Source organism: Pseudomonas sp. NFACC25 (genome assembly GCF_900100935.1).
Taxonomy (GTDB): domain Bacteria; phylum Pseudomonadota; class Gammaproteobacteria; order Pseudomonadales; family Pseudomonadaceae; genus Aquipseudomonas; species Aquipseudomonas marginalis.
Window position 1 is genome coordinate 1 of record NZ_FMUC01000015.1, and the last position, 21,821, is coordinate 21,821.

General features: G+C 61.4%; 16 protein-coding genes. 10 read left to right on the forward strand and 6 right to left on the reverse strand.

Annotated features, from left to right (window positions below):
• Both BLQ09_RS25605 and acnA read right to left on the reverse strand, forming a co-directional pair.
• Positions 1-242 (reverse strand): helix-turn-helix domain-containing protein (locus BLQ09_RS25605; protein WP_043293829.1); only part of this gene is annotated, 242 nt, incomplete at its 3' end.
• A gap of 120 nt (positions 243-362) precedes the next feature.
• Positions 363-3,104: an aconitate hydratase AcnA gene (acnA, locus tag BLQ09_RS25610; RefSeq protein ID WP_065938941.1), complete on the reverse strand. Its 2,742-nt coding sequence runs from the start codon at positions 3,102-3,104 to the stop codon at positions 363-365.
• Between the two features lie 196 nt (positions 3,105-3,300).
• Here acnA and rlmM point away from each other — a divergent pair, with 196 nt between their 5' ends.
• Complete coding sequence (rlmM, locus tag BLQ09_RS25615) at positions 3,301-4,377, forward strand: 23S rRNA (cytidine(2498)-2'-O)-methyltransferase RlmM (RefSeq protein WP_092358971.1); 1,077 nt, start codon at positions 3,301-3,303, stop codon at positions 4,375-4,377.
• Between the two features lie 27 nt (positions 4,378-4,404).
• Positions 4,405-4,656: a sulfurtransferase TusA gene (tusA, locus tag BLQ09_RS25620; RefSeq protein ID WP_027604251.1), complete on the forward strand. Its 252-nt coding sequence runs from the start codon at positions 4,405-4,407 to the stop codon at positions 4,654-4,656.
• On the opposite strand, the gene BLQ09_RS25625 is transcribed toward tusA, so the two are convergent.
• Positions 4,653-6,047 (reverse strand): MATE family efflux transporter, encoded by a 1,395-nt coding sequence (locus tag BLQ09_RS25625; RefSeq protein ID WP_027604250.1) that lies wholly within the window; start codon positions 6,045-6,047, stop codon positions 4,653-4,655. The genes tusA and BLQ09_RS25625 overlap by 4 nt on opposite strands.
• A 161-nt stretch (positions 6,048-6,208) precedes the next feature.
• Here BLQ09_RS25625 and pdxB point away from each other — a divergent pair, with 161 nt between their 5' ends.
• Positions 6,209-7,354, forward strand: a complete 1,146-nt coding sequence (pdxB, locus tag BLQ09_RS25630) for a 4-phosphoerythronate dehydrogenase PdxB (RefSeq protein ID WP_027604249.1) — start codon at positions 6,209-6,211, stop codon at positions 7,352-7,354.
• A 54-nt stretch (positions 7,355-7,408) separates the two neighbouring features.
• On the opposite strand, the gene BLQ09_RS31355 is transcribed toward pdxB, so the two are convergent.
• Positions 7,409-7,582 carry a PA1571 family protein gene (locus BLQ09_RS31355; protein WP_027604248.1) on the reverse strand — a complete coding sequence of 58 codons (174 nt, stop codon included), beginning with the start codon at positions 7,580-7,582 and terminating at the stop codon, positions 7,409-7,411.
• A gap of 246 nt (positions 7,583-7,828) precedes the next feature.
• On the opposite strand from BLQ09_RS31355, the gene BLQ09_RS25635 reads away from it, so the two are divergent.
• On the forward strand, positions 7,829-9,613 hold the full coding sequence (locus BLQ09_RS25635) for an ABC transporter transmembrane domain-containing protein (RefSeq protein WP_166655311.1): 1,785 nt from the start codon (positions 7,829-7,831) through the stop codon (positions 9,611-9,613).
• 65 nt (positions 9,614-9,678) lie between these two features.
• Here the strand turns inward: BLQ09_RS25635 and BLQ09_RS25640 are convergent, their stop codons facing one another.
• Positions 9,679-11,607, reverse strand: a complete 1,929-nt coding sequence (locus BLQ09_RS25640; RefSeq protein ID WP_027604246.1) for a transglycosylase SLT domain-containing protein — start codon at positions 11,605-11,607, stop codon at positions 9,679-9,681.
• 213 nt (positions 11,608-11,820) lie between these two features.
• Between BLQ09_RS25640 and BLQ09_RS25645 the strand changes: the two genes are divergently transcribed.
• Positions 11,821-13,740: an ATP-binding cassette domain-containing protein gene (locus BLQ09_RS25645; RefSeq protein WP_065938947.1), complete on the forward strand. Its 1,920-nt coding sequence runs from the start codon at positions 11,821-11,823 to the stop codon at positions 13,738-13,740.
• 82 nt (positions 13,741-13,822) lie between these two features.
• Here the strand turns inward: BLQ09_RS25645 and BLQ09_RS25650 are convergent, their stop codons facing one another.
• Positions 13,823-14,263: a universal stress protein gene (locus BLQ09_RS25650; RefSeq protein ID WP_027604244.1), complete on the reverse strand. Its 441-nt coding sequence runs from the start codon at positions 14,261-14,263 to the stop codon at positions 13,823-13,825.
• A 105-nt stretch (positions 14,264-14,368) separates the two neighbouring features.
• Here BLQ09_RS25650 and BLQ09_RS25655 point away from each other — a divergent pair, with 105 nt between their 5' ends.
• From BLQ09_RS25655 to topA, 5 genes are all read left to right on the forward strand, one after another.
• The gene (locus BLQ09_RS25655) at positions 14,369-14,806 is read left to right on the forward strand and encodes a hypothetical protein (RefSeq protein WP_027604243.1); all 438 of its coding nucleotides are present in this window, start codon (positions 14,369-14,371) and stop codon (positions 14,804-14,806) included.
• A gap of 495 nt (positions 14,807-15,301) precedes the next feature.
• On the forward strand, positions 15,302-17,449 hold the full coding sequence (gene fadB / locus BLQ09_RS25660; protein WP_027604242.1) for a fatty acid oxidation complex subunit alpha FadB: 2,148 nt from the start codon (positions 15,302-15,304) through the stop codon (positions 17,447-17,449).
• Positions 17,450-17,478: 29 nt separating this feature from the next.
• Positions 17,479-18,654, forward strand: a complete 1,176-nt coding sequence (fadA, locus tag BLQ09_RS25665; protein ID WP_026136849.1) for an acetyl-CoA C-acyltransferase FadA — start codon at positions 17,479-17,481, stop codon at positions 18,652-18,654.
• Positions 18,655-18,750: 96 nt separating this feature from the next.
• Positions 18,751-18,987, forward strand: a complete 237-nt coding sequence (locus BLQ09_RS25670) for a DUF1653 domain-containing protein (protein ID WP_027604241.1) — start codon at positions 18,751-18,753, stop codon at positions 18,985-18,987.
• 114 nt (positions 18,988-19,101) lie between these two features.
• Complete coding sequence (gene topA, locus BLQ09_RS25675; RefSeq protein WP_027604240.1) at positions 19,102-21,723, forward strand: type I DNA topoisomerase; 2,622 nt, start codon at positions 19,102-19,104, stop codon at positions 21,721-21,723.
• Positions 21,724-21,821 lie beyond the last annotated feature (98 nt).

Consider the following 21,821-nt stretch of genomic DNA (forward strand, 5'->3'; position numbering starts at 1 on the left):
TCCTTCATCGCGACTACACGGGCCAAAATCTCGTCGTCGGTTTTATTTGGGCTGTTGTGAGGTCGCCGGGACAGTTCGGATAAAGACCTCAAATCGCCGTCGTGCCGGGCAATCCACTTATCGACGGTAGGTCGGCTAACGTCAAAGCGGCGTGCCAACTGGCTTTTAGTGAAGTTGCCAGAAAGCCAATCAGCTACCAGCTTGATTCTTTGATTCATGGGGGACTCTTGGTTCCAGGGCATGATCAGTTACCTCCTGATCATGCGTATTAGCCTGTAAACCATGTCCCCGGTTAGAAATGTAAACGATGTCCCCGGTTTGTACCGGGGCAAGCCCCCTCCCACATTTGATCTCCTGTGTTCTTAAGAGGCAATCAACTGCCGCAGCACATAGTGCAGAATCCCCCCCGACTTGAAGTACTCCACTTCATTCAAGGTATCGATCCGGCACAGCACCTCGACCTTCTCGCTGCTGCCGTCCTCGCGGGTAATCACCAGCGTCAGGTTCATCCGCGGCACGATCTCTACCTCGGTCAGGCCGAGGATATCGATCTTCTCCTTGCCCGTAAGCTTCAACGCCTTGCGGTTCTGATCCAGCTTGAACTGCAGCGGCAGCACGCCCATGCCCACCAGGTTGGAACGGTGAATCCGCTCGAAACTCTCGGCGATCACCGCCTTGACCCCCAACAGGTTGGTGCCCTTGGCGGCCCAGTCGCGGCTGGAGCCGGTGCCGTATTCCTGGCCGGCGATCACCACCAGCGGTGTGCCCGAGGCCTGGTACTTCATGGCCGCATCGTAGATCGGCATTTTCTCGCCGGTGGGGATGTACAGCGTATTGCCGCCTTCCTCGCCGCCAAGCATTTCGTTGCGAATGCGGATATTGGCGAAGGTGCCGCGCATCATCACTTCATGGTTGCCCCGGCGTGAGCCGTAGGAGTTGAAGTCACGCGGCTCCACGCCTTGCTCGCGCAGGTAGCGGCCGGCGGGGCTGTCGGTCTTGATGTTGCCGGCGGGGGAAATGTGGTCGGTGGTCACCGAGTCCCCCAGCAACGCCAGTACGTGGGCGCCCTTGACGTCTTTGATCACCGGCAGAGGCCCGGCGATGTCGTCGAAAAACGGCGGGTGCTGGATGTAGGTGGAGTCTTTCTGCCACACGTAGGTCGCGGCCTGAGGCACTTCAATGGCTTGCCACTGTTCGTCACCGGCAAACACCTCGGCGTATTCCTTGTGGAACATGCCGGTGCTGACCTGCGCAACGGCGTCGGCGATCTCCTGGCTGCTCGGCCAGATGTCCTTCAAATACACCGGATTACCCTGTTGATCGTTACCCAGCGGTTCGCTGCTGATATCGATGCGTACGGTCCCCGCCAAGGCGTAAGCCACCACCAGCGGCGGCGAGGCCAGCCAGTTGGTTTTCACTAATGGGTGCACGCGGCCTTCGAAGTTGCGGTTGCCGGACAGCACCGAGGCTACGGCGAGGTCGGCCTTCTGGATGGCTTTTTCAATCGGCTCGGGCAACGGGCCGGAGTTGCCGATGCAGGTGGTGCAGCCATAGCCCACGAGGTCGAAGCCAATTTTATCCAGATACTGGGTGAGGCCCGCGGCCTTGTAGTAGTCGGTGACCACTTTGGAACCGGGCGCCAGGGAGGTCTTCACCCAGGGTTTGCGCGTGAGGCCTTTCTCCACGGCTTTTTTCGCCACCAGCCCGGCGGCCATCATCACGCTGGGGTTGGACGTGTTGGTGCAGGAGGTGATGGCGGCGATCACCACGGCGCCGTTTTTCAGGCGATAGGTCTGGCCTTCGTATTCATAGTCGGTTTCGCCCACCAGGTCGGCGTTGCCCACGGCCACACCGCCGCCGCCTTCACTTTCCAGGCGGCCTTCTTCCTTGGTGGTGGGTTTGAACTGCAGGTCGAGGAAGTCGCTGAACGCCTGGCCGACATTGGGCAGGGACACGCGGTCCTGTGGGCGTTTCGGCCCGGCGAGGCTGGCTTCGACGCTGCCCATGTCGAGGGCCAGGCTGTCGGTGAACACCGGCTCCTGGCCAGCGTGGCGCCACAGGCCCTGGGCCTTGGTGTAGGCCTCGACCAGCTTCACGGTGGCAGCCGGGCGACCGGACAGGCGCAGGTAGTCCAGCGTCACCTCATCTACCGGGAAAAAGCCACAGGTGGCGCCGTATTCCGGGGCCATGTTGGCGATGGTCGCGCGGTCCGCCAGGGGCAGGTCGGCCAGGCCGTCGCCGTAGAACTCGACGAACTTACCCACCACGCCTTTTTTACGCAGCATCTGGGTGACGGTCAGCACCAGGTCGGTGGCGGTGATGCCTTCTTTCAATTTGCCGGTGAGCTTGAAGCCGATCACTTCCGGGATCAGCATCGACACCGGTTGGCCGAGCATCGCCGCTTCTGCTTCGATCCCGCCCACGCCCCAGCCGAGCACGCCGAGGCCGTTGATCATGGTGGTGTGGGAGTCGGTGCCCACCAGGGTGTCGGGGAAGGCGTAGGTGCGACCGTCCTCGTCCTTGGTCCACACGGTGCGGCCCAGGTATTCGAGGTTGACCTGGTGGCAGATGCCGGTGCCCGGCGGTACCACGCTGAAGTTGTCGAAGGCGCTCTGGCCCCAGCGCAGGAAGGCGTAGCGTTCGCCGTTGCGCTGCATTTCGATGTCGACGTTCTGCCCGAAGGCGTCGGCGTTGCCGAACTTGTCGACCATCACCGAGTGGTCGATCACCAGGTCCACCGGCGAGAGTGGGTTGATGCGCTGCGGGTCGCCACCGGCCTTGGCCACGGCGGCGCGCATGGCGGCCAGGTCGACCACGGCGGGTACGCCGGTAAAGTCCTGCATCAGCACGCGGGCGGGGCGATACTGGATCTCACGGTCGGACTGGCGCTCTTTGAGCCAGGCGGCAATGGCCTTGAGGTCGGCGCCGGTGACGGTCTTGTTGTCCTCCCAGCGCAGCAGGTTCTCCAGCAGCACCTTGAGGGACATCGGCAGCTTATCCAGGTCACCCAGGCGCTTGGCGGCTTCGGGCAGGCTGAAATAGTGGTAGGTCTTGTCGTCGATTTCTAAAGTTTTAAGGGTACTCAGGCTATCAAGGGATGACATTACATGACTCCTTATGGTCCGCACGGCTACGGACCTGACGGGACGAACAGAGCTTTCAAACTAGCGCTGTTTTCAGTAGCTGGCTAATTACTGGACTCTATGGACAGAACCAAGGTTCCGAACTCGGCTATTATGCGCGCGTTTTCATGACAGGCATTGCGATAGCGCAACGTCAGTTGAGTCACCAGGAGAGTCGATGAACACCCTTTTTATGCACTGCCGCCCGGGTTTTGAGGGCGAAGTCTGTTCCGAGATCGCGGAACACGCCACGCGCCTGAACGTTTCCGGCTACGCCAAGGCCAAGACCGGCAGCGCCTGCGCCGAATTTGTCTGCACCGAAGAAGACGGCGCCCAGCGCCTGATGCACGGCCAACGCTTTGCCGAGCTGATCTTCCCGCGGCAGTGGGCGCGCGGGGTGTTTATCGACCTGCCGGAAACCGACCGTATCAGCGTGATCCTCGCCCACCTGCGTGAATTCCCGGTGTGCGGCAGCCTGTGGCTGGAGATGGTCGACACCAACGACGGCAAGGAACTCTCGAACTTCTGCAAGAAATTCGAAGTGCACCTGCGCAAAGCCTTGTTGAACGCCGGCAAGCTGGTGGACGACCCGAGCAAGCCGCGCCTGCTGCTGACCTTCAAAAGCGGCCGCGAAGTGTTCATGGGCCTGGCCGAGTCGAATAACTCGGCGATGTGGCCGATGGGCATCCCGCGCTTGAAATTCCCCCGGGACGCGCCCAGCCGCTCGACCCTGAAGCTGGAAGAGGCCTGGCACCACTTTATCCCCCGCGACCAATGGGACGAGCGCCTGCATGGCGACATGACCGGTGTCGATCTGGGTGCGGCCCCTGGCGGCTGGACCTGGCAGCTGGTCAACCGTGGCATGCTGGTGACCGCCATCGACAACGGCCCCATGGCCGAAAGCCTGATGGACACCGGCCTGGTGCAGCACCTGATGGCCGACGGCTTTACCTTCGTGCCCAAGCAGCCGGTGGACTGGATGGTCTGCGACATCGTCGAAAAGCCGGCGCGCAACGCGGCATTGCTGGAGACCTGGATCGGCGAAGGGCATTGCCGCGAGGCGGTGGTGAACCTGAAGTTGCCGATGAAGCAGCGTTACGCCGAGGTCAAGCGCCTGCTGGAGCGTATCGAAGACGGCTTCAAGGCGCGCGGTATTCGGGTAGAGATCGGCTGCAAGCAGCTGTATCACGACCGTGAAGAAGTGACCTGCCACCTGCGTCGGCTGGTGGATGTGAAGAAAACCAAGGCCCGCTAAACTGAGCGCCGGTTCCAGGAGTAGACAATGAGCGATATTTTCGACACCGCCGTGGATGGCACCCTCGACGCAACGGGCCTCAACTGCCCTGAGCCGGTGATGATGCTGCACCAGCACATCCGCGACCTGCCGCCCGGCGGCTTGCTCAAGGTGATCGCGACCGACCCGTCGACGCGCCGCGATATCCCCAAGTTCTGCGTGTTCCTTGACCATGAACTGGTGGATCAACAGGAGCAGGCCGGTACGTACCTGTACTGGATCCGTAAAAAGGCCGACTAACCCCGCGCCTTCTCCAGGCGAATGCGCCGGCGTGCACTGCGCGCCAGGCGCACCAGCAGCATCCCCGCCGCACAGCTCAAGCCCACGATCAGCCCTTGCCATAAACCGCTCGGGCCGCTGGGTTCGCCCAGCCAGTTGCTCAGCCCCAGGGCGTACCCCACCGGCAGCCCCACGCCCCAATAGGCAAACAGGGTCAGCACCATGGTGACACGAGTGTCCTGGTAGCCACGCAGGGCGCCGGCGGCGGTGACCTGGATCGAGTCACTGAACTGGAACAGCGCTGAAAACACGATCAGCGTCGAGGCCAGGTGGATGACGATGGGGTCCGGGGTGTAGATCGCCGCAATCTGCTCGCGAAACACCAGCATCAGGCTGCAGGACAGGCAGGCGTACGCCAGCGCCGTGCCCATGCCGACCCCGGCGGCGAAGCGTGCTTCACGCGCCTCGCCACGCCCCAGGGCCTGGCCGACGCGCACGGTGACGGCCATGCTCAGGGAATAAGGGATCATGAACACCAGTGAGCTGACGTTCAGCGCGATCTGGTGCCCCGACACAACCGTGGCGCCCAGGCTGCCGAGCAGCAGGGCGATGACGGCAAAGATGCTCGATTCGGCAAAGATCGCGATGCCGATCGGCAGGCCAATCCCCAGTACGCGCTTGATCACCGACCACTGCGGCCAGTCGAAGCGCTTGAACAGTTCACTGCTCTGGTAGGCGGCCCCCCAGCGGGTCCAGGCGGCCATGCCGAGCATCATCACCCACATCGCAATGGCCGTGGCCCAGCCGCAGCCCACGCCGCCCATGGCCGGCACGCCCAGGTGACCGTAGATGAAGATGTAGTTCAACGGAATATTCAGCGCCAACCCGCACAGGCCCATGGCCATGCTGGGCAGGGTGCGGCCCAGGCCATCACTGAAACAGCGCAGCACGTAGTAGAGGGCGATGGCCGGCATCCCGGCGGCGATGCCATGCAGGTAGCCCATGGTGGGGGCGATAAGGTCCGGCTCGACCTTCATGGCATGCAGGATTGGCTCGGCGCAGAGCAACAGCAGCGCGCCGATGATGCCGACCACCACCGCCAGCCACAGTGACTGACGCACCAATGGCCCGATTTCGCCGTAGTGGCCCGCACCGTAGCGCTGGGCGACTTTCGGCGTGGTGGCCAGCAGCGTACCGGTCATCAGCAGGTACACCGGAATCCAGATCGAGTTGCCCAGGCCCACCGCCGCCAGGTCCTGGGGGCTGACGCGCCCGGCCATCACCGCATCGACGAAGCTCATGGCCGTGGTTGCCAGTTGGCCGATCATGATCGGCAGCGCGAGCGTCAGCAGGCCACCCACTTCCCGGCTGATGCGGGCGGGGCGGGTGAGGGGGGCAGTGGCAGTGTTCACGTACGCAAGTCCAGTCAAGAGGGTGCAAGGCCGCGGATTCTACGCCTTGACGTAACGGTCAGGAAAAAACCTGTGTTAGGGATTTGTAAGCGACCTGCCAGCCCCCTCCCACATTGAAGATCGCATCCCTGTACACTGCTGATCCGCCAAAGGAGCCTGCCATGCTGATTGTTGCCGACGAAAATATCCCGCTGCTCGATGAGTTCTTCCAAGGATTTGGCGAGATTCGCCGAGTGTCCGGTCGTTCCATCGACCGCGCCACCGTCGAACAGGCCGATGTGCTGCTGGTGCGCTCGGTGACCAACGTCAACCGCGCCCTGTTGGACGGCACGAAGGTGCGTTTTGTCGGCACCTGCACCATCGGCACCGACCACCTCGACCTCGATTACTTCAAGCAGGCCGGTATCCAGTGGTCCAGCGCTCCCGGCTGCAATGCGCGGGGCGTGGTGGACTATGTGCTGGGCAGCCTGCAAACCCTGGCCGAGATCGAAGGCGCCGACCTCAACCAGCGTACCTATGGCGTCGTCGGCGCCGGTGAAGTGGGCGGGCGCCTGGTCGAAGTGCTCAAGGGCCTGGGCTGGAACGTGCTGGTCTGCGACCCGCCGCGCCAGATCGCCGAAGACGGCGATTACGTCAGCCTCGAGCAGATCATCGAGCAATGCGATGTGATCAGCCTGCACACGCCGTTGACCAAATCCGGCAATGGTTCCACCTGGCACCTGTTTGATCGCGATCGGCTCAGCCGCCTCAAGCCCGGCACCTGGCTGATCAACGCCAGCCGTGGCCCGGTGGTGGACAACGCGGCCCTGCGCGACGTGCTGCTGGCGCGTGAAGACCTGCAAGCGGTGCTGGACGTGTGGGAAGGCGAGCCCGAGGTGGACGTCGACCTGGCCGACCTGTGTGTGTTGGCCACCCCGCACATCGCCGGCTACAGCCTTGATGGCAAGCAGCGCGGTACGGCGCAGATCTATCAGGCGTTCTGCTCGCACCTGGGCCAGGGGCCGAGCATTCAGCTGGGCGACTTGTTACCGCAACCGTGGCTGGCCGAGGTGCACTTGAACGCATCGACCGACCCCGCCTGGGCGCTGGCGACGTTGTGCCGCAGCGTGTACGACCCGCGCCGTGATGATGCGGATTTCCGCCGCAGCCTGGTAGGTACCGTCGAAGAACAACGCAAGGCGTTCGACGTGCTGCGCAAGCATTATCCGGAGCGTCGTGAAATCGACGGCTTGAAGGTGCGCATTGTGAATGGGGAGTCAGCGGTGTTGGCGCGCATCGTGTCCGCATTGGGCGCGGCAACCGTTTAAACACCGAACAAAAAACCCGGCCACCTGGGCCGGGTTTGAAAGAGCGTAGGCCCTTCAGCCTTGCTGGGCAGGCTTGACCAGTCGCTGTTCCAGCTCGCGGCACGCCTGCTGGATCATCTCTTCGGTAATCTGCACTTCGCGGCCCTGGGCGTCGATCACGGAGCAAGGCAAGTGCTGCGGTTGGCGGATCACTTCAATCTTGGCATCGCTGCTGTTTTGCAAGGTCATGGCCTGTCTCCTCATCAGGTTGTGTACCTACTGTATAGCCCCCGAGTGACCGCGCTGTTACAACTCCTTACGAGATCACCGGTTCGAACATCCAGTCCACCAGAAACCGCTGTGGATTTCCAGCCGGGCGTTAGACCGATAGCCTCTAGGGGCCAGCATCGGCGGGCATAATTAACCTGACTCATTGTTATTCGCGCAAGTTCCCCCCATGTAAGCAGGCAGGTACCAACCCTTTCCGATCAGGTGATGCCCTCCATGCTCTCAGTCCGTCAACGCCGTGCAATTCGCCTGGCCAGCCGCTTCATCGCGCCCTACCGCTGGCAGGCCCTCGGTGCCCTGGTCGCGCTGATCGTCACTGCGGGCATCACCTTGTCCATGGGGCAGGGCATTCGCCTGCTGGTGGACCAGGGCTTCATGACCCAGTCGCCGCACCTGCTCAACCAGTCCATCGGCCTGTTCATGGTCCTGGTGCTGGGCTTGGCCGTGGGCACGTTTGCGCGGTTTTACCTGGTGTCGTGGATCGGTGAGCGGGTGGTGGCGGACATTCGCCGGCAGGTCTTCAACCACCTGATCTACCTGCATCCAGGTTTCTACGAGAACAACCGCAGCTCGGAAATCCAATCGCGGTTGACCACCGACACCACACTGCTGCAATCGGTGATCGGCTCGTCGTTGTCGCTGTTCCTGCGCAATGCCTTGATGGTGATCGGCGGCATCGTGCTGTTGTTCATCACCAACCCCAAGCTCACCAGCATCGTGGTGGTGGCGCTGCCGCTGGTGCTGGCGCCGATCCTGATCTTCGGCCGTCGCGTACGCAGCCTGTCGCGCCTGAGCCAGGACCGTATCGCCGATGTGGGCAGCTACGTGTCCGAAACCCTCGGCCAGATCAAGACCGTGCAAGCCTATAACCACCAGGTCCAGGACGAGCAACGCTTTGCCGTGACCGTGGAAGAGGCGTTCACCACCGCCCGCAAACGCATCGCCCAGCGCGCCTGGTTGATCACCCTGGTGATCATGCTGGTGCTGGGTGCGGTGGGCGTGATGCTCTGGGTCGGAGGAATGGATGTGATCAGCGGGCGCATTTCCGGCGGCGAGCTGGCTGCGTTCGTGTTCTACAGCCTGATCGTCGGCAGCGCCGTCGGTACCCTGAGCGAAGTCCTCGGTGAACTGCAACGTGCCGCCGGTGCAGCGGAGCGCATTGGTGAGCTGTTGCAGTCGAGCAACGAGATCCAGGCGCCGGCCACGGGCAGCGTGCAGTTGCCCGAGCGGGTCAGCGGGCGCATGGAGCTGCAGGACCTGCGCTTTTCCTACCCTTCACGACCGGACAGCTACGCCATCGACGGCCTGAACCTGAGCATCAACCCCGGCGAAACCCTGGCACTGGTGGGGCCGTCCGGCGCGGGCAAGTCGACGCTTTTCGACCTGCTGCTGCGTTTCTACGATCCTCAGCAAGGCCGCATCCTGATTGAAGGCCAAGCGCTGACCGATCTCGACCCCCTGGACCTGCGTCGCCACTTCGCCCTGGTGTCCCAGAGCCCGGCGCTGTTCTTCGGCAGCGTCGAAGAGAACATCCGCTACGGCAACCCCACCGCTACCCGCGAGCAAGTCGAAGCCGCTGCCCGCATCGCCCACGCCCACGATTTCATCCTGCAAATGCCCGACGGCTACCAGACCCACCTCGGCGACGGCGGCATGGGCCTCTCCGGCGGCCAGCGCCAACGCTTGGCGATTGCCCGTGCGTTGCTGGTGGACGCGCCGATCCTGCTGCTGGACGAAGCCACCAGTGCCCTGGATGCCCAGAGTGAACACCTGATCCAGCAAGCGTTGCCGCAATTGATGCAAGGGCGTACCACGCTGGTTATCGCCCATCGACTGGCGACGGTGAAGAACGCTGACCGCATCGCGGTGATGGATCAGGGCAGGCTGGTGGCGGTGGGCACGCATCAGCAGTTGATTGCGAGCAATCCGTTATATGCGCGATTGGCGGCGTTGCAGTTCAGTGATGGGGTTGAGGAGAGCAGCGAACACTGAGTTTCGGTGCCGATAAAAAATGCCCGCATCTCTCAATGCGGGCATTTTCATTTCTGCTTCAAACCTTATTGATCATCAAAGTAGCGCTCATGCCAATCCACCAACGGCTGTGGTGAGTTGAGCTTCTGCCCGTAGATCACCGAATAAGACAACACGTTCTGCACATACTGGCGGGTTTCGTCGAACGGGATGCTTTCCACCCAGACGTCGAAGCTCAGGTGGTCGGCGCCGCGCAGCCATTGGCGTACGCGGCCGGGGCCGGCGTTGTAGGCGGCGGAGGCGAGGACACGGTTGCCGTTGAACTGACTGTGCACCTGGCTCAGGTAAGCCGCGCCGAGCTGGATGTTTTTGTCCGGGTCCAGCACCTGGGCGGGTGAGGCCAGGGGGATGCTGAACTTGCGCGCGGTGTCCTTGGCGGTGCCGGGCATCAGTTGCATCAGGCCGCTGGCGCCGACGCCGGAGCGGGCGTCGTCCATGAAGGCGCTTTCCTGGCGGGTGATGGCGAATACCCAGCTGGAATGCAGGCCACGGACCTTGGCTTCGCGCACCAGGGTGTCGCGGTGGGCCATCGGGAAGCGGATATCCAGGTCATCCCAGTACTGGGCCTGGCTGATGGTGCGGATCGCCGGGAAGTACCACTTCATGTCGTAGGCCAGCTTGGCCTGGGCGACCATTTCGTCACGGTTGAAGTGGCGGCTGACGTGGTACCACTCGCGACGACCATCCACGATCTGGCCACGGGCGTAGAACTCAAGGGCACGGCGCACGCCCGGGGTGTTACGCACTTTGTTGACCAGCGCCTGGCTCATCAGCAGCGGCTTGTTCTTCAACTGGTACGGCGCCTTGGAGCGATCGGCGGCCAGGAAGCCATAGAAGTCCCGTTCCTGCGCGAGATTCTTGTACAGCACCAGGGCTTGCGGGTTTTTCGGCTCGGCCAGTTCCAGGCTGCGGGCCTGCCAGTAGCGCCAGCGGTTGGTGGTGGCCAAATCCTGCGGGAGTTTGCGCGTCAGTTGGTAGGCATCTTCCCAGCGGGCCAGGCGCAACAGCAGGCGCAGGCGCCATTCGGACACCGTGTTGTCGCGCAACTCGGGGTCGTACTTGGTCATCACCTCAAGCGCCCGCGGGTCGAAGCGCTTGGCCAGGGTCAGGCCGATTTCACGGGCGATTGCCACTTTTTCGTCACGGGAGAAGTGCATGCTGCTGGCGTAACCGTCGAGCAGGGCCATGGCCTTGTCCGGATCCTGGCGTGCCAGGCGGCGCAGGCCCAGGCCCACGGCGTCAGACATCGCCTCGGTGGCCGGCAGGAAGCGCGACGGGTCGCCGAGCATGTCGGGTTTTTGCGCCACGTCCACCATCAGGCGGCCCTGGGCGCCCAGGGTCGGCAGGGTTTTTACCAGGCTGTTGGCCAGCGGGTAATTGCGTGCTTCGGCGGCGAGTTTGGCGCGGTCCCAGATTTTTTGTTCAGTCAGTTGGCCGTCGGCGGCCCATTGGCTGAAGGTGGCATCGCAGGCGGCCGGCTGGGATTTGCCGGTCATCCACAGTTTTTCGGTGGTCTTGTAGCCTTCAGCCTTGAGGTTGTGGGTCAGTTGGAACTGACCGTGCAGGCAGTCCAGCTCGACGAAATTAAGCTTGGGGTCGTAGTACTTTTCAAAGGTCTGCCAGTCGCCACGGTCGGCCAACCAGCGCAACCAGCGCAGCTTCATCCAGTTGGCCTGGGGCAGGTCGCCGTTTTTGGCGAGGAATTGTTCGATTTCCTCGTTGCTGGCGGTCTTCAACCGGGCGGTCAGTTCGTCGTAGGCCAGGTAGGGCGTCAGCGGGTAGTCGGCCAGGGCCTGGCTGTATTGCATGTAGGGGCCGGTATCGCCCTTGGCCAGGGCGCGTTTGGCTTCATCGTAATATTGACGTTGGGTGGTGAGGTCCACGGCCTGGGCGGATTGAACGGCGGTGGCGGAAAGAAGCAGGCAAGATAAAAAGTTGAAAAGGCGACTGCGCATGAGACGTCCGTGCAGAGAAATCACGACTAGCACCGGCACCGCCGACACTGATTGCCCCTAGCTTAGCCTTTTGCCAGCGGCCGGCGAAAGCTTTGCCGGGTGGTTCGTTCAAGTTCTCCGGAAATGTCCTACAGAACGTGTCGGTAGCGAAAATGCTGGCCGCATCCCACCCTCAAGTCAGGTAGAATGCGCGCCCAGTTTTTGGAGAAGCGTATGACCCTGCTCAAATTCAGCGATGTGTCCCTTGCTTTCGGCGCTATGCCGTTGTTGGACAAGGTGTCCTGGCAGATCGCCCGTGGTGAGCGGGTGTGCATCATCGGCCGCAACGGCACCGGCAAGTCCAGCATGATGAAGCTGGTAAAGGGCGACCAGAAGCCCGATGACGGCTCCGTCTGGCGTGCCCCAGGCCTCAAGATTGGCGAATTGCCGCAGGAATTGCCGGTGGCCGACGGACGGACCGTGTTCGACGTGGTTGCCGAAGGCCTGGACGGTGTCGGTGAGTTGCTTGCGCAATACCATCACTTGGCCCAGAACTGCGTCACCGAAGCCGACCTGGACAAGCTGATGCACGTTCAGCAGGACCTCGAAGCCCGTGACGGCTGGCGCCTGCAGCAACTGGTCGACAGCACCCTGAGCCGCCTGCAACTGCCGGCCGACAAGACCCTCGCCGAGTTGTCCGGCGGCTGGCGTCGTCGTGTGCTGCTGGCCCAGGCCCTGGTGTCCGAGCCGGACCTGCTGCTGCTCGACGAGCCAACCAACCACCTGGACATCGGCGCCATCGCCTGGCTGGAAGAAGCCCTCAAGGATTTCCAGGGCGCCGTGCTGTTCATCACGCATGACCGTTCCTTCCTGCAAAACCTCGCCACGCGGATCCTCGAGCTGGACCGTGGTGGCCTGATCGACTGGAACGGCGATTACGCCAGCTTCCTGGTGCACAAAGAGGCGACGCTGGCTGCCGAAGAAACCGCCAACGCGCTGTTCGACAAGAAACTGGCCCAGGAAGAAGTCTGGATCCGCCAGGGCATCAAGGCGCGTCGCACCCGTAACGAAGGCCGCGTGCGTGCCCTCAAGGCCCTGCGCGTAGAGCGCAGCGAACGTCGCGAGCGCACCGGCAAGGCCAATATCCAGCTGGATACCGCCGATAAGTCGGGCAAGCAGGTCATGGTGCTGGAGAACGTCAGCTTCCATCATCCGGATGGCCCGTTCCTGATCAAGGACTTCTCCATGGTCCTGCAACGCGGCGACCGTATCGGCCTGTTGGGTGCCAACGGTACCGGCAAGACCACCTTGCTCAAGCTGATGCTCAATGGTCTGCAGCCGACCAGCGGCACGGTAGAAGAGGGCACGCGCATCGACGTGGCCTACTTCGACCAGTTGCGCCATCAGTTGGACCTGGAAAAGACCGTGATCGACAACGTCGCCGAAGGCCGCGACTTTATCGATATCGACGGCCAGAGCCGCCACGTACTCAGCTACCTGGGCGACTTCCTGTTCAGCCCGCAGCGTGCGCGTACACCCGTGAAGGCCTTGTCCGGTGGCGAGCGTGCGCGCCTGCTGCTGGCCAAGCTGTTCAGCAAGCCGGCCAACCTGCTGGTGCTCGACGAACCGACCAACGATCTCGACGTGGAAACCCTCGAGCTGCTGGAAGAGGTCCTGCTGACCTTCAACGGCACTGTGCTGATGGTCAGCCACGACCGGGCATTCCTCGACAACGTGGTCACCAGCACCCTGGTCTTCGAAGGTGAAGGCAAGGTGCGCGAATACGTCGGTGGTTACCAGGACTGGCTGCGTCAGGGCGGCTCGCCGCGTCTGTTGGGCGTGACCGAGAGCAAGTCCGGCAAGGCTGACCTGGCCTCGGCTGTGGTGGCTCCGGTGGAAGCGGCTGCACCGGCCCAGGAAGCGGCACCGGCGACCAAGAAGAAACTCAGCTACAAGCTGCAGCGTGAGCTGGAAGCCTTGCCGGGTGATATCGACGCCAAGGAACAGCAGATCGCCGCGGTAGAAGCGGAAATGGCTGACGCAGGTTTCTACCTGCGCCCGGCGGCGGAAACCGCCAAGGTCATCGCCTCCCTGGAGACGTTGAACCAGGAGCTGGAAGTGCTGGTCGAGCGTTGGGCCGAGCTGGATGCCTGAGTGACCTTCGTGCAATAAAAAAGCCCGGCGCCCTAATATGGGCGCCGGGCTTTTTCATATGAAATGCGGTTCAAATGTGGCCTTAAGAGGTTTTTACCAGCCTGACGGCCAATACATCGCACGGCGCACCGTGCAGCACATCATTGGCAGTAGAACCCAGCAGCAACGCCAAACCATGACGGCCATGGCTGCCGACCACGATCAGGTCGCAATGCTGCTCCTTGGCCAGGTGGTGGATTTCCTGGCGCGGTTGGCCGTAGGTGAGGTGGGAGTTTTCCTTGGTCACTTCGGGGTATTTGACGATCAGGCGGTCAAGGCGCTCCTTGGCCTGGTCGAACTGTTGTTGCTGCAGTTGGGAGAGGTCCATGGGCACGTCGCCGCCAAAGGCCATGGCCATGGGCTCGACGATATGCACCAGTGACAGTTTTGCGCCACTGGCAACGGCAAACGCTCGGGCGCGCTTGATCACTGGATCGCACTCTTCGGTCAGGTCTACGGCGACCAGAATATGTTCGTAGGACATGGGGCGTTCCTCCAGGGGACTGCAATAGATTCAGTATGGCTGCTTTCAAGCGGATAGGGTTGCGTCAGGTCAAATCCGCTCATCAGAAAAATCGGGAGTACACATATGACGGTCTGGATAGTGGTGTCAATCCTTGTCGTGGTTCTGAGCCCCCTGGCATGGCTGCGCCCATCGCGCCATCAGAGCGGGCGCATGGCCCTGCGCATGGAGGCACGCCGCATCGGCCTGGCCATGCAACTGGCGCCCCAGGAATGGCCGCACTGGCTCAAGCAAGAGCCGCCGAGCCCCTGTGCGCAGTACTGCCGACCCCGGCGCGGCAGTATGCCGGCCGTTTGGAGCTACTGGCAGCTGGAGCCGGGCGTGTGGGTCAATCAGTGGCGCGAAGTATGTGTGGATGAGAAGTTGTTGCCGCATTTTGCAACGCTGCCGGCGAATGTCTACAAGGTCGAGGCCGACAAGCAAATGATCGCCCTTTACTGGGGCGAGAAGGGCGAGGCGAGCGACCTGCTGGCCATTGATACATTGCTCAAGGCCCTGGCCTGATGCCTGTGTGTCAAAACCCAGGCAATAAAAAGCCCGAAAGCATCATCGGGCTGGAGTTGGCCAGGCAGGCCGGTAAATCCGGGTTTCCCGCGTAGGATGTTCATCCAGGCGCGTTACGGTTGTCGCTAGCCTAGCGGCATATCCGGTTCTGTACAGCGGTTTTCCCTATCTTTTTCATTATTGATTTCGCGAATAGTCGAATATTGACGAATCGCGGGCCTGGCCCCGGGGTTCTGAAATGACTGGAAAGTCGCGTTTTTCCTAGCCTTTCGAGCGATTGACAATTGCTCGGAATTGGATGAAGGTGGCGTACCCAAATCAAACGGGCGTATGAATTGAGCGTTTGTCTGTCAGACCGCTCATACAGAAACCCGACTATCGCATTGGCGGGTGTGCCTGGCGGATTGGCCTGAGCATTGACGAAATTATCAATGTCCAAGCATAGGCCAGCGTCCAATGTGTACTGTTCAGCTTCCATATCGTGGAGATCAGTTGATGATTTACGAAGGTAAAGCCATCACGGTTAAGGCTCTTGAAAGTGGCATCGTCGAACTGAAGTTCGACCTCAAGGGTGAGTCCGTCAACAAGTTCAACCGTCTAACCCTGAACGAACTGCGTCAGGCCGTAGACACCATCAAGGCTGATGCATCGATCAAAGGCGTGATCGTCTCCAGCGGCAAGGACGTGTTTATCGTCGGCGCTGACATCACCGAATTCGTCGACAACTTCAAGCTGCCCGATGCCGAGCTGGTGGCTGGCAACCTCGAAGCCAACAAGATTTTCAGCGATTTCGAAGACCTCAACGTACCCACCGTTGCCGCGATCAATGGCATCGCGCTGGGCGGCGGCCTGGAAATGTGCCTGGCGGCGGACTTCCGCGTCATGGCGGCCACCGCCAAGATCGGCCTGCCCGAAGTCAAGCTGGGCATCTACCCAGGCTTCGGCGGCACCGTGCGCCTGCCGCGCATCATTGGTGCCGACAACGCCATCGAGTGGATTGCCGCCGGCAAGGAAAACCGTGCCGAAGACGCACTGAAAGTCGGTGCCGTCGACGCCGTGGTGGCTGCGGACAAGCTGGCTGAAGCCGCGTTGAACCTGATCAAGGGCGCCATCAGCGGCGAATTTGACTACAAGGCCAAGCGTCAGCCGAAGCTGGAAAAACTCAAGCTCAACGCCATCGAACAAATGATGTCGTTCGAAACCGCCAAGGGTTTCGTGGCTGGCCAGGCTGGCCCGAACTACCCGGCGCCGGTTGAAGCGATCAAGACCATCCAGAAGGCCGCGAACTTCGGTCGCGACAAAGCCCTGGAAGTGGAAGCGGCAGGTTTCGTCAAACTGGCCAAGACCTCGGCGGCCCAGAGCCTGATCGGCCTGTTCCTGAACGACCAGGAACTGAAGAAAAAGGCCAAGGCCTACGACGAAATCGCCAAGGACGTGAAACAGGCTGCCGTGCTCGGCGCCGGTATCATGGGCGGCGGTATCGCCTATCAGTCGGCGTCCAAAGGCACGCCGATCCTGATGAAGGACATCAACGAGCACGGTATCGAACAGGGCCTGGCCGAAGCCGCCAAGCTGCTGGTCGGCCGCGTTGATAAAGGTCGCATGACGGCTGCGAAGATGGCTGAAGTGCTTAACGGCATTCGTCCTACGCTGTCCTACGGCGATTTCGGCCATGTCGACCTGGTGGTCGAAGCGGTTGTCGAGAATCCGAAGGTCAAGCAGGCGGTACTGGCTGAAGTTGAAGGCCACGTCAAAGACGACACCATCCTGGCGTCTAACACCTCGACCATTTCCATTTCGCTGCTGGCCAAGGCCCTCAAGCGTCCGGAAAACTTCGTCGGCATGCACTTCTTCAACCCGGTACACATGATGCCGCTGGTGGAAGTGATCCGTGGCGAGAAGTCCAGCGAGCTGGCGATTGCCACCACCGTTGCCTACGCCAAGAAAATGGGCAAGAACCCGATCGTGGTCAACGACTGCCCGGGCTTCCTGGTCAACCGCGTGCTGTTCCCGTACTTCGGCGGTTTCGCCAAGCTGGTCAGCGCCGGTGTGGACTTCGTGCGCATCGACAAGGTCATGGAAAAATTCGGCTGGCCAATGGGCCCGGCGTACCTGATGGACGTGGTCGGCATCGACACCGGCCACCACGGTCGTGACGTGATGGCTGAAGGCTTCCCGGACCGCATGAAAGACGACCGCCGCTCGGCGATCGACGCGCTCTACGAGGCCAAGCGCCTGGGCCAGAAGAACGGCAAAGGCTTCTACGCCTACGAGGCGGACAAGAAGGGCAAGCAGAAGAAAGTGGCCGACCCGTCGGTGCACGAAGTGCTGGCTCCGGTCATCTACGAGCAGCGTGAGGTGTCCGACGAGGACATCATCAACTGGATGATGATCGCCCTGTGCCTGGAAACCGTGCGTTGCCTGGAAGACGGCATCGTTGAAACCGCCGCCGAAGCCGATATGGGCCTGGTGTACGGTATTGGCTTCCCTCCATTCCGTGGTGGTGCGCTGCGTTACATCGATTCGATCGGTGTGGCCGAGTTCGTTGCCCTGGCTGATCAATACGCTGATCTGGGCCCGCTGTACCACCCGACCGCGAAGCTGCGTGAGATGGCCAAGAACGGCCAGCGCTTCTTCGGTTAAGTGCCCAGACGACTAGAGCGAGAATATTTATGAGCTTGAATCCAAGAGACGTCGTGATTGTCGACTTCGGTCGTACGCCGATGGGCCGCTCCAAGGGCGGCATGCACCGCAACACCCGCGCTGAAGACATGTCGGCGCACCTGATCAGCAAACTGCTGGAACGTAACGTCAAGGTCGACCCGAACGAAGTCGAAGACGTGATCTGGGGCTGCGTCAACCAGACCCTGGAGCAGGGCTGGAACATTGCGCGCATGGCGTCGTTGATGACGCAGATCCCGCACACGGCAGCCGGCCAGACCGTCAGCCGCCTGTGTGGCTCGTCCATGAGTGCGCTGCACACCGCCGCCCAGGCGATCATGACCGGCAACGGTGATGTGTTCGTGGTCGGTGGCGTGGAGCACATGGGCCACGTCAGCATGATGCACGGCGTCGATCCCAACCCGCACATGTCGCTGTACGCGGCAAAAGCCTCGGGCATGATGGGCCTGACCGCGGAAATGCTCGGCAAGATGCACGGCATTACTCGTGAAGCCCAGGACGCGTTCGGCGTGCGTTCCCACCAGCTCGCCCACAAGGCGACCGTGGAAGGCAAGTTCAAGGATGAAATCATCCCGATGAACGGTTACGACGAGAACGGCTTCCTCAAACTGTTCGACTACGACGAAACCATTCGTCCGGATACCACCCTGGAAAGCCTGGCGGCCCTCAAGCCTGCCTTCAATCCAAAGGGCGGCACCGTGACGGCGGGTACTTCGTCGCAAATCACCGACGGTGCCTCGTGCATGATCGTAATGTCGGCGCAGCGTGCCCAGGACCTCGGCATCCAGCCGCTGGCGGTGATTCGCTCGATGGCGGTGGCGGGTGTGGACCCGGCAATCATGGGCTATGGTCCAGTACCGGCGACACAAAAAGCCTTGAAGCGCGCGGGCCTGACCATCTCCGATATCGACTTCTTCGAGCTCAACGAAGCTTTCGCTGCACAGGCCCTGCCGGTGCTGAAAGATTTGAAAGTGCTCGACAAGATGAACGAGAAGGTTAACCTGCACGGCGGTGCGATTGCCCTGGGCCACCCATTCGGTTGCTCCGGTGCGCGTATTTCCGGCACTTTGCTTAACGTGATGAAGCAAAATGGCGGTAACCTTGGGGTTGCAACCATGTGCATTGGTCTCGGCCAAGGCATCTCCACCGTCTTCGAACGCGTCTAAGCGTTGAGTCGACGGAAGCCGGGGCCCAGTGCCCCGGTTTTTGTTTTTTGGAATTTTTAATATTTTTTTCAACAAATTTTGTAAGGGGGCCAGAGCATGAAAGTCGAACCAGGGCTCTACCAACATTATAAAGGTCCGCAGTACCGCGTTTTCAGCGTGGCACGGCATTCCGAGACCGAAGAAGAAGTGGTGTTCTACCAAGCACTGTATGGCGATTACGGCTTTTGGGTGCGCCCCTTGAGCATGTTCCTGGAGACCGTCGAAGTTGACGGCGAGCAGGTCCCGCGCTTTGCTTTGGTCCAGGTCGAACCCAGTCTTTTTTCAGGGCAATAACGGCAGGTCGCGCAGAATGCTGCGCTTGACCTCACCTTGTTGCCACTATATATAGCGTTGCCGCGTCAGGCGCCAACTGCCTTTCACTTCTCGAATTCAGGAATTTTCCGATCCATGGGCAAATCGCTGGTCATTGTGGAATCCCCGGCTAAGGCCAAGACCATCAACAAGTACTTGGGCAACGAGTACGTGGTGAAGTCGAGTATCGGCCATATCCGAGACCTGCCCACCAGCGGTTCGGCTAGCGCCAGCAAGGAGCCTGCCGCCAAGCGCGGCAAGGCGGCTGCGGGCGAAGGCCCGGTGCTCACGCCTAAAGAGAAAGCGCGCAAGCAGCTGGTCTCGCGCATGGGTGTGGACCCGGATCATGGCTGGAAGGCCAAGTACGAAATCCTTCCGGGCAAGGAAAAGGTCATCGAAGAGCTGCGCCGGCTCGCCAAGGATGCCGACACCATCTATCTCGCAACGGACTTGGACCGCGAAGGGGAAGCCATTGCCTGGCACCTGCGGGAAGCCATCGGCGGTGATGACAGCCGCTACAAGCGTGTGGTGTTCAACGAAATCACCAAGAAAGCCATCCAGGAAGCCTTCTCCAAGCCGGGCGAGCTGGACATCGATCGCGTCAACGCCCAGCAGGCCCGTCGTTTCCTCGACCGCGTCGTGGGCTACATGGTCTCGCCGCTGCTGTGGGCCAAGATCGCCCGTGGCCTGTCCGCCGGCCGTGTGCAATCGGTAGCGGTCAAGCTGGTGGTGGAGCGCGAACGTGAGATCCGTGCGTTCAACCCCGAGGAATACTGGGAAGTCCACGCCGACCTGGGCACCGCCAAGGGCGCCAACGTGCGCTTCGAAGTGGCCCGTGAGAAAGGCGAGGCGTTCAAGCCGCTGAACGAAGCCCAGGCCATGGCCGCGCTGGAGAAGCTCAAGGCCTCCAGCTACAGCATCGTCAAGCGTGAAGACAAACCGACCAGCAGCAAGCCGTCGGCGCCGTTCATCACCTCCACCCTGCAACAGGCCGCGAGCAACCGCCTGGGCTTCGGGGTGAAAAAAACCATGATGATGGCCCAGCGTCTGTACGAAGCCGGCTACATCACTTATATGCGTACCGACTCCACCAACCTGTCGCAAGACGCGGTGGCGATGGCGCGTACCTATATTGAAAGCGAATTCGGCAAGAAGTACCTGCCGGAAAAACCGAACGTCTACAGCAGCAAAGAAGGCGCCCAGGAGGCTCACGAAGCGATTCGTCCTTCCGATGCCAACACCGAGCCAAGCAAGCTGAGTGGCATGGAGCGCGACGCTGAGCGCCTCTACGAGCTGATCTGGCGCCAGTTCCTGGCTTGCCAGATGCTGCCGGCGCAATACCTGTCCACTACCGTCAGTGTCGGCGCCGGGGACTTCGAGCTGCGCGCCAAGGGCCGTATCCTCAAGTTCGACGGCTACACCCGGGTGATGCCGCAGATCGCCAAGCCTGGCGATGACGATGTGCTGCCGGACATGGCCCAGGGCGACACGTTGAAGCTGATCAAGCTCGACCCGTCCCAGCACTTCACCAAGCCGCCGGCGCGTTATTCGGAAGCCAGCCTGGTGAAAGAGATGGAGAAGCGCGGTATCGGTCGTCCGTCGACCTACGCGGCGATCATCTCCACTATCCAGGACCGTGGCTACGTCGCGCTGCACAACCGTCGTTTCTATTCGGAAAAGATGGGCGATATCGTTACCGAGCGCCTGTCCGAGAGCTTCTCCAACCTGATGGACTACGGCTTTACCGCCGGTATGGAAGAGAACCTCGATGACGTGGCCCAGGGCGAGCGCGACTGGAAAAACGTGCTCGACGAGTTCTACGGCGACTTCAAGAAAAAACTCGAAGTGGCCGAAAGCCCCGAGAGCGGCATGCGTGCCAACCAGCCGGTGATGACCGACATCCCGTGCCTGACCTGTGGCCGTCCGATGCAGATTCGTACCGCATCCACCGGCGTGTTCCTCGGTTGCTCGGGCTACAGCCTGCCGCCGAAAGAACGCTGCAAGGCCACCGTCAACCTGGTGCCGGGCGATGAAATCGCCGCCGACGACGAGGGTGAATCCGAGTCGCTGGTACTGCGTGGCAAGCACCGCTGCCCGATCTGCAGTACGGCGATGGACGCCTACCTGCTGGACGAGAAGCACAAGCTGCACATCTGCGGTAACAACCCGGATTGCGACGGCTACGAGATCGAAGAGGGCAGCTACCGCATCAAGGGCTATGAAGGCCCGAGCCTGGAATGCGACAAGTGCGGCAGCGAGATGCAGCTCAAGACCGGCCGTTTCGGGAAGTTCTTCGGTTGCACCAACCCAACCTGCAAGAACACGCGCAAACTGCTGAAAAGCGGTGACGCGGCGCCGCCGAAGATGGACCCGGTGAAGATGCCGGAACTCAAGTGCGAGAAGGTCAACGACACCTACATCCTGCGTGATGGCGCCTCGGGCCTGTTCCTGGCGGCCAGCCAGTTCCCGAAAAACCGCGAGACCCGAGCGCCGTTGGTGCTGGAGATCGTGCCGCACAAGGACGAGATCGATCCGAAGTACCACTTCCTGTGTGAAGCGCCGAAGAAGGACCCGGATGGTCGCCCAGCCGTGATCCGCTACAGCCGCAAGACCAAGGAGCAGTACGTGCAGACCGAAGTGGACGGCAAGCCTACCGGCTGGAAAGCGTTCTACGACGGTGGCAAGTGGAAGGTCGAGGACAAGCGCCAGGGCGCTTGACCCGTCGGATGCGCTGAAGATCCAATGTGGGAGGGGGCTTGCCCCCGATAGCGGTATATCAGTCGACATGTGTATGACTGATGCTTCGCTATCGGGGC

Bases quoted from the DNA above. Each gene is read 5' to 3' on its own strand.
- acnA (WP_065938941.1), bottom strand. From the start codon at position 3,104: ATGTCATCCCTTGATAGCCTGAGTACCCTTAAAACTTTAGAAATCGAC.
- rlmM (WP_092358971.1), top strand. From the start codon at position 3,301: ATGAACACCCTTTTTATGCACTGCCGCCCGGGTTTTGAGGGCGAAGTC.
- tusA (WP_027604251.1), top strand. From the start codon at position 4,405: ATGAGCGATATTTTCGACACCGCCGTGGATGGCACCCTCGACGCAACG.
- pdxB (WP_027604249.1), top strand. From the start codon at position 6,209: ATGCTGATTGTTGCCGACGAAAATATCCCGCTGCTCGATGAGTTCTTC.
- BLQ09_RS31355 (WP_027604248.1), bottom strand. From the start codon at position 7,582: ATGACCTTGCAAAACAGCAGCGATGCCAAGATTGAAGTGATCCGCCAA.
- BLQ09_RS25635 (WP_166655311.1), top strand. From the start codon at position 7,829: ATGCCCTCCATGCTCTCAGTCCGTCAACGCCGTGCAATTCGCCTGGCC.
- BLQ09_RS25640 (WP_027604246.1), bottom strand. From the start codon at position 11,607: ATGCGCAGTCGCCTTTTCAACTTTTTATCTTGCCTGCTTCTTTCCGCC.
- BLQ09_RS25645 (WP_065938947.1), top strand. From the start codon at position 11,821: ATGACCCTGCTCAAATTCAGCGATGTGTCCCTTGCTTTCGGCGCTATG.
- BLQ09_RS25650 (WP_027604244.1), bottom strand. From the start codon at position 14,263: ATGTCCTACGAACATATTCTGGTCGCCGTAGACCTGACCGAAGAGTGC.
- BLQ09_RS25655 (WP_027604243.1), top strand. From the start codon at position 14,369: ATGACGGTCTGGATAGTGGTGTCAATCCTTGTCGTGGTTCTGAGCCCC.
- fadB (WP_027604242.1), top strand. From the start codon at position 15,302: ATGATTTACGAAGGTAAAGCCATCACGGTTAAGGCTCTTGAAAGTGGC.
- fadA (WP_026136849.1), top strand. From the start codon at position 17,479: ATGAGCTTGAATCCAAGAGACGTCGTGATTGTCGACTTCGGTCGTACG.
- BLQ09_RS25670 (WP_027604241.1), top strand. From the start codon at position 18,751: ATGAAAGTCGAACCAGGGCTCTACCAACATTATAAAGGTCCGCAGTAC.
- topA (WP_027604240.1), top strand. From the start codon at position 19,102: ATGGGCAAATCGCTGGTCATTGTGGAATCCCCGGCTAAGGCCAAGACC.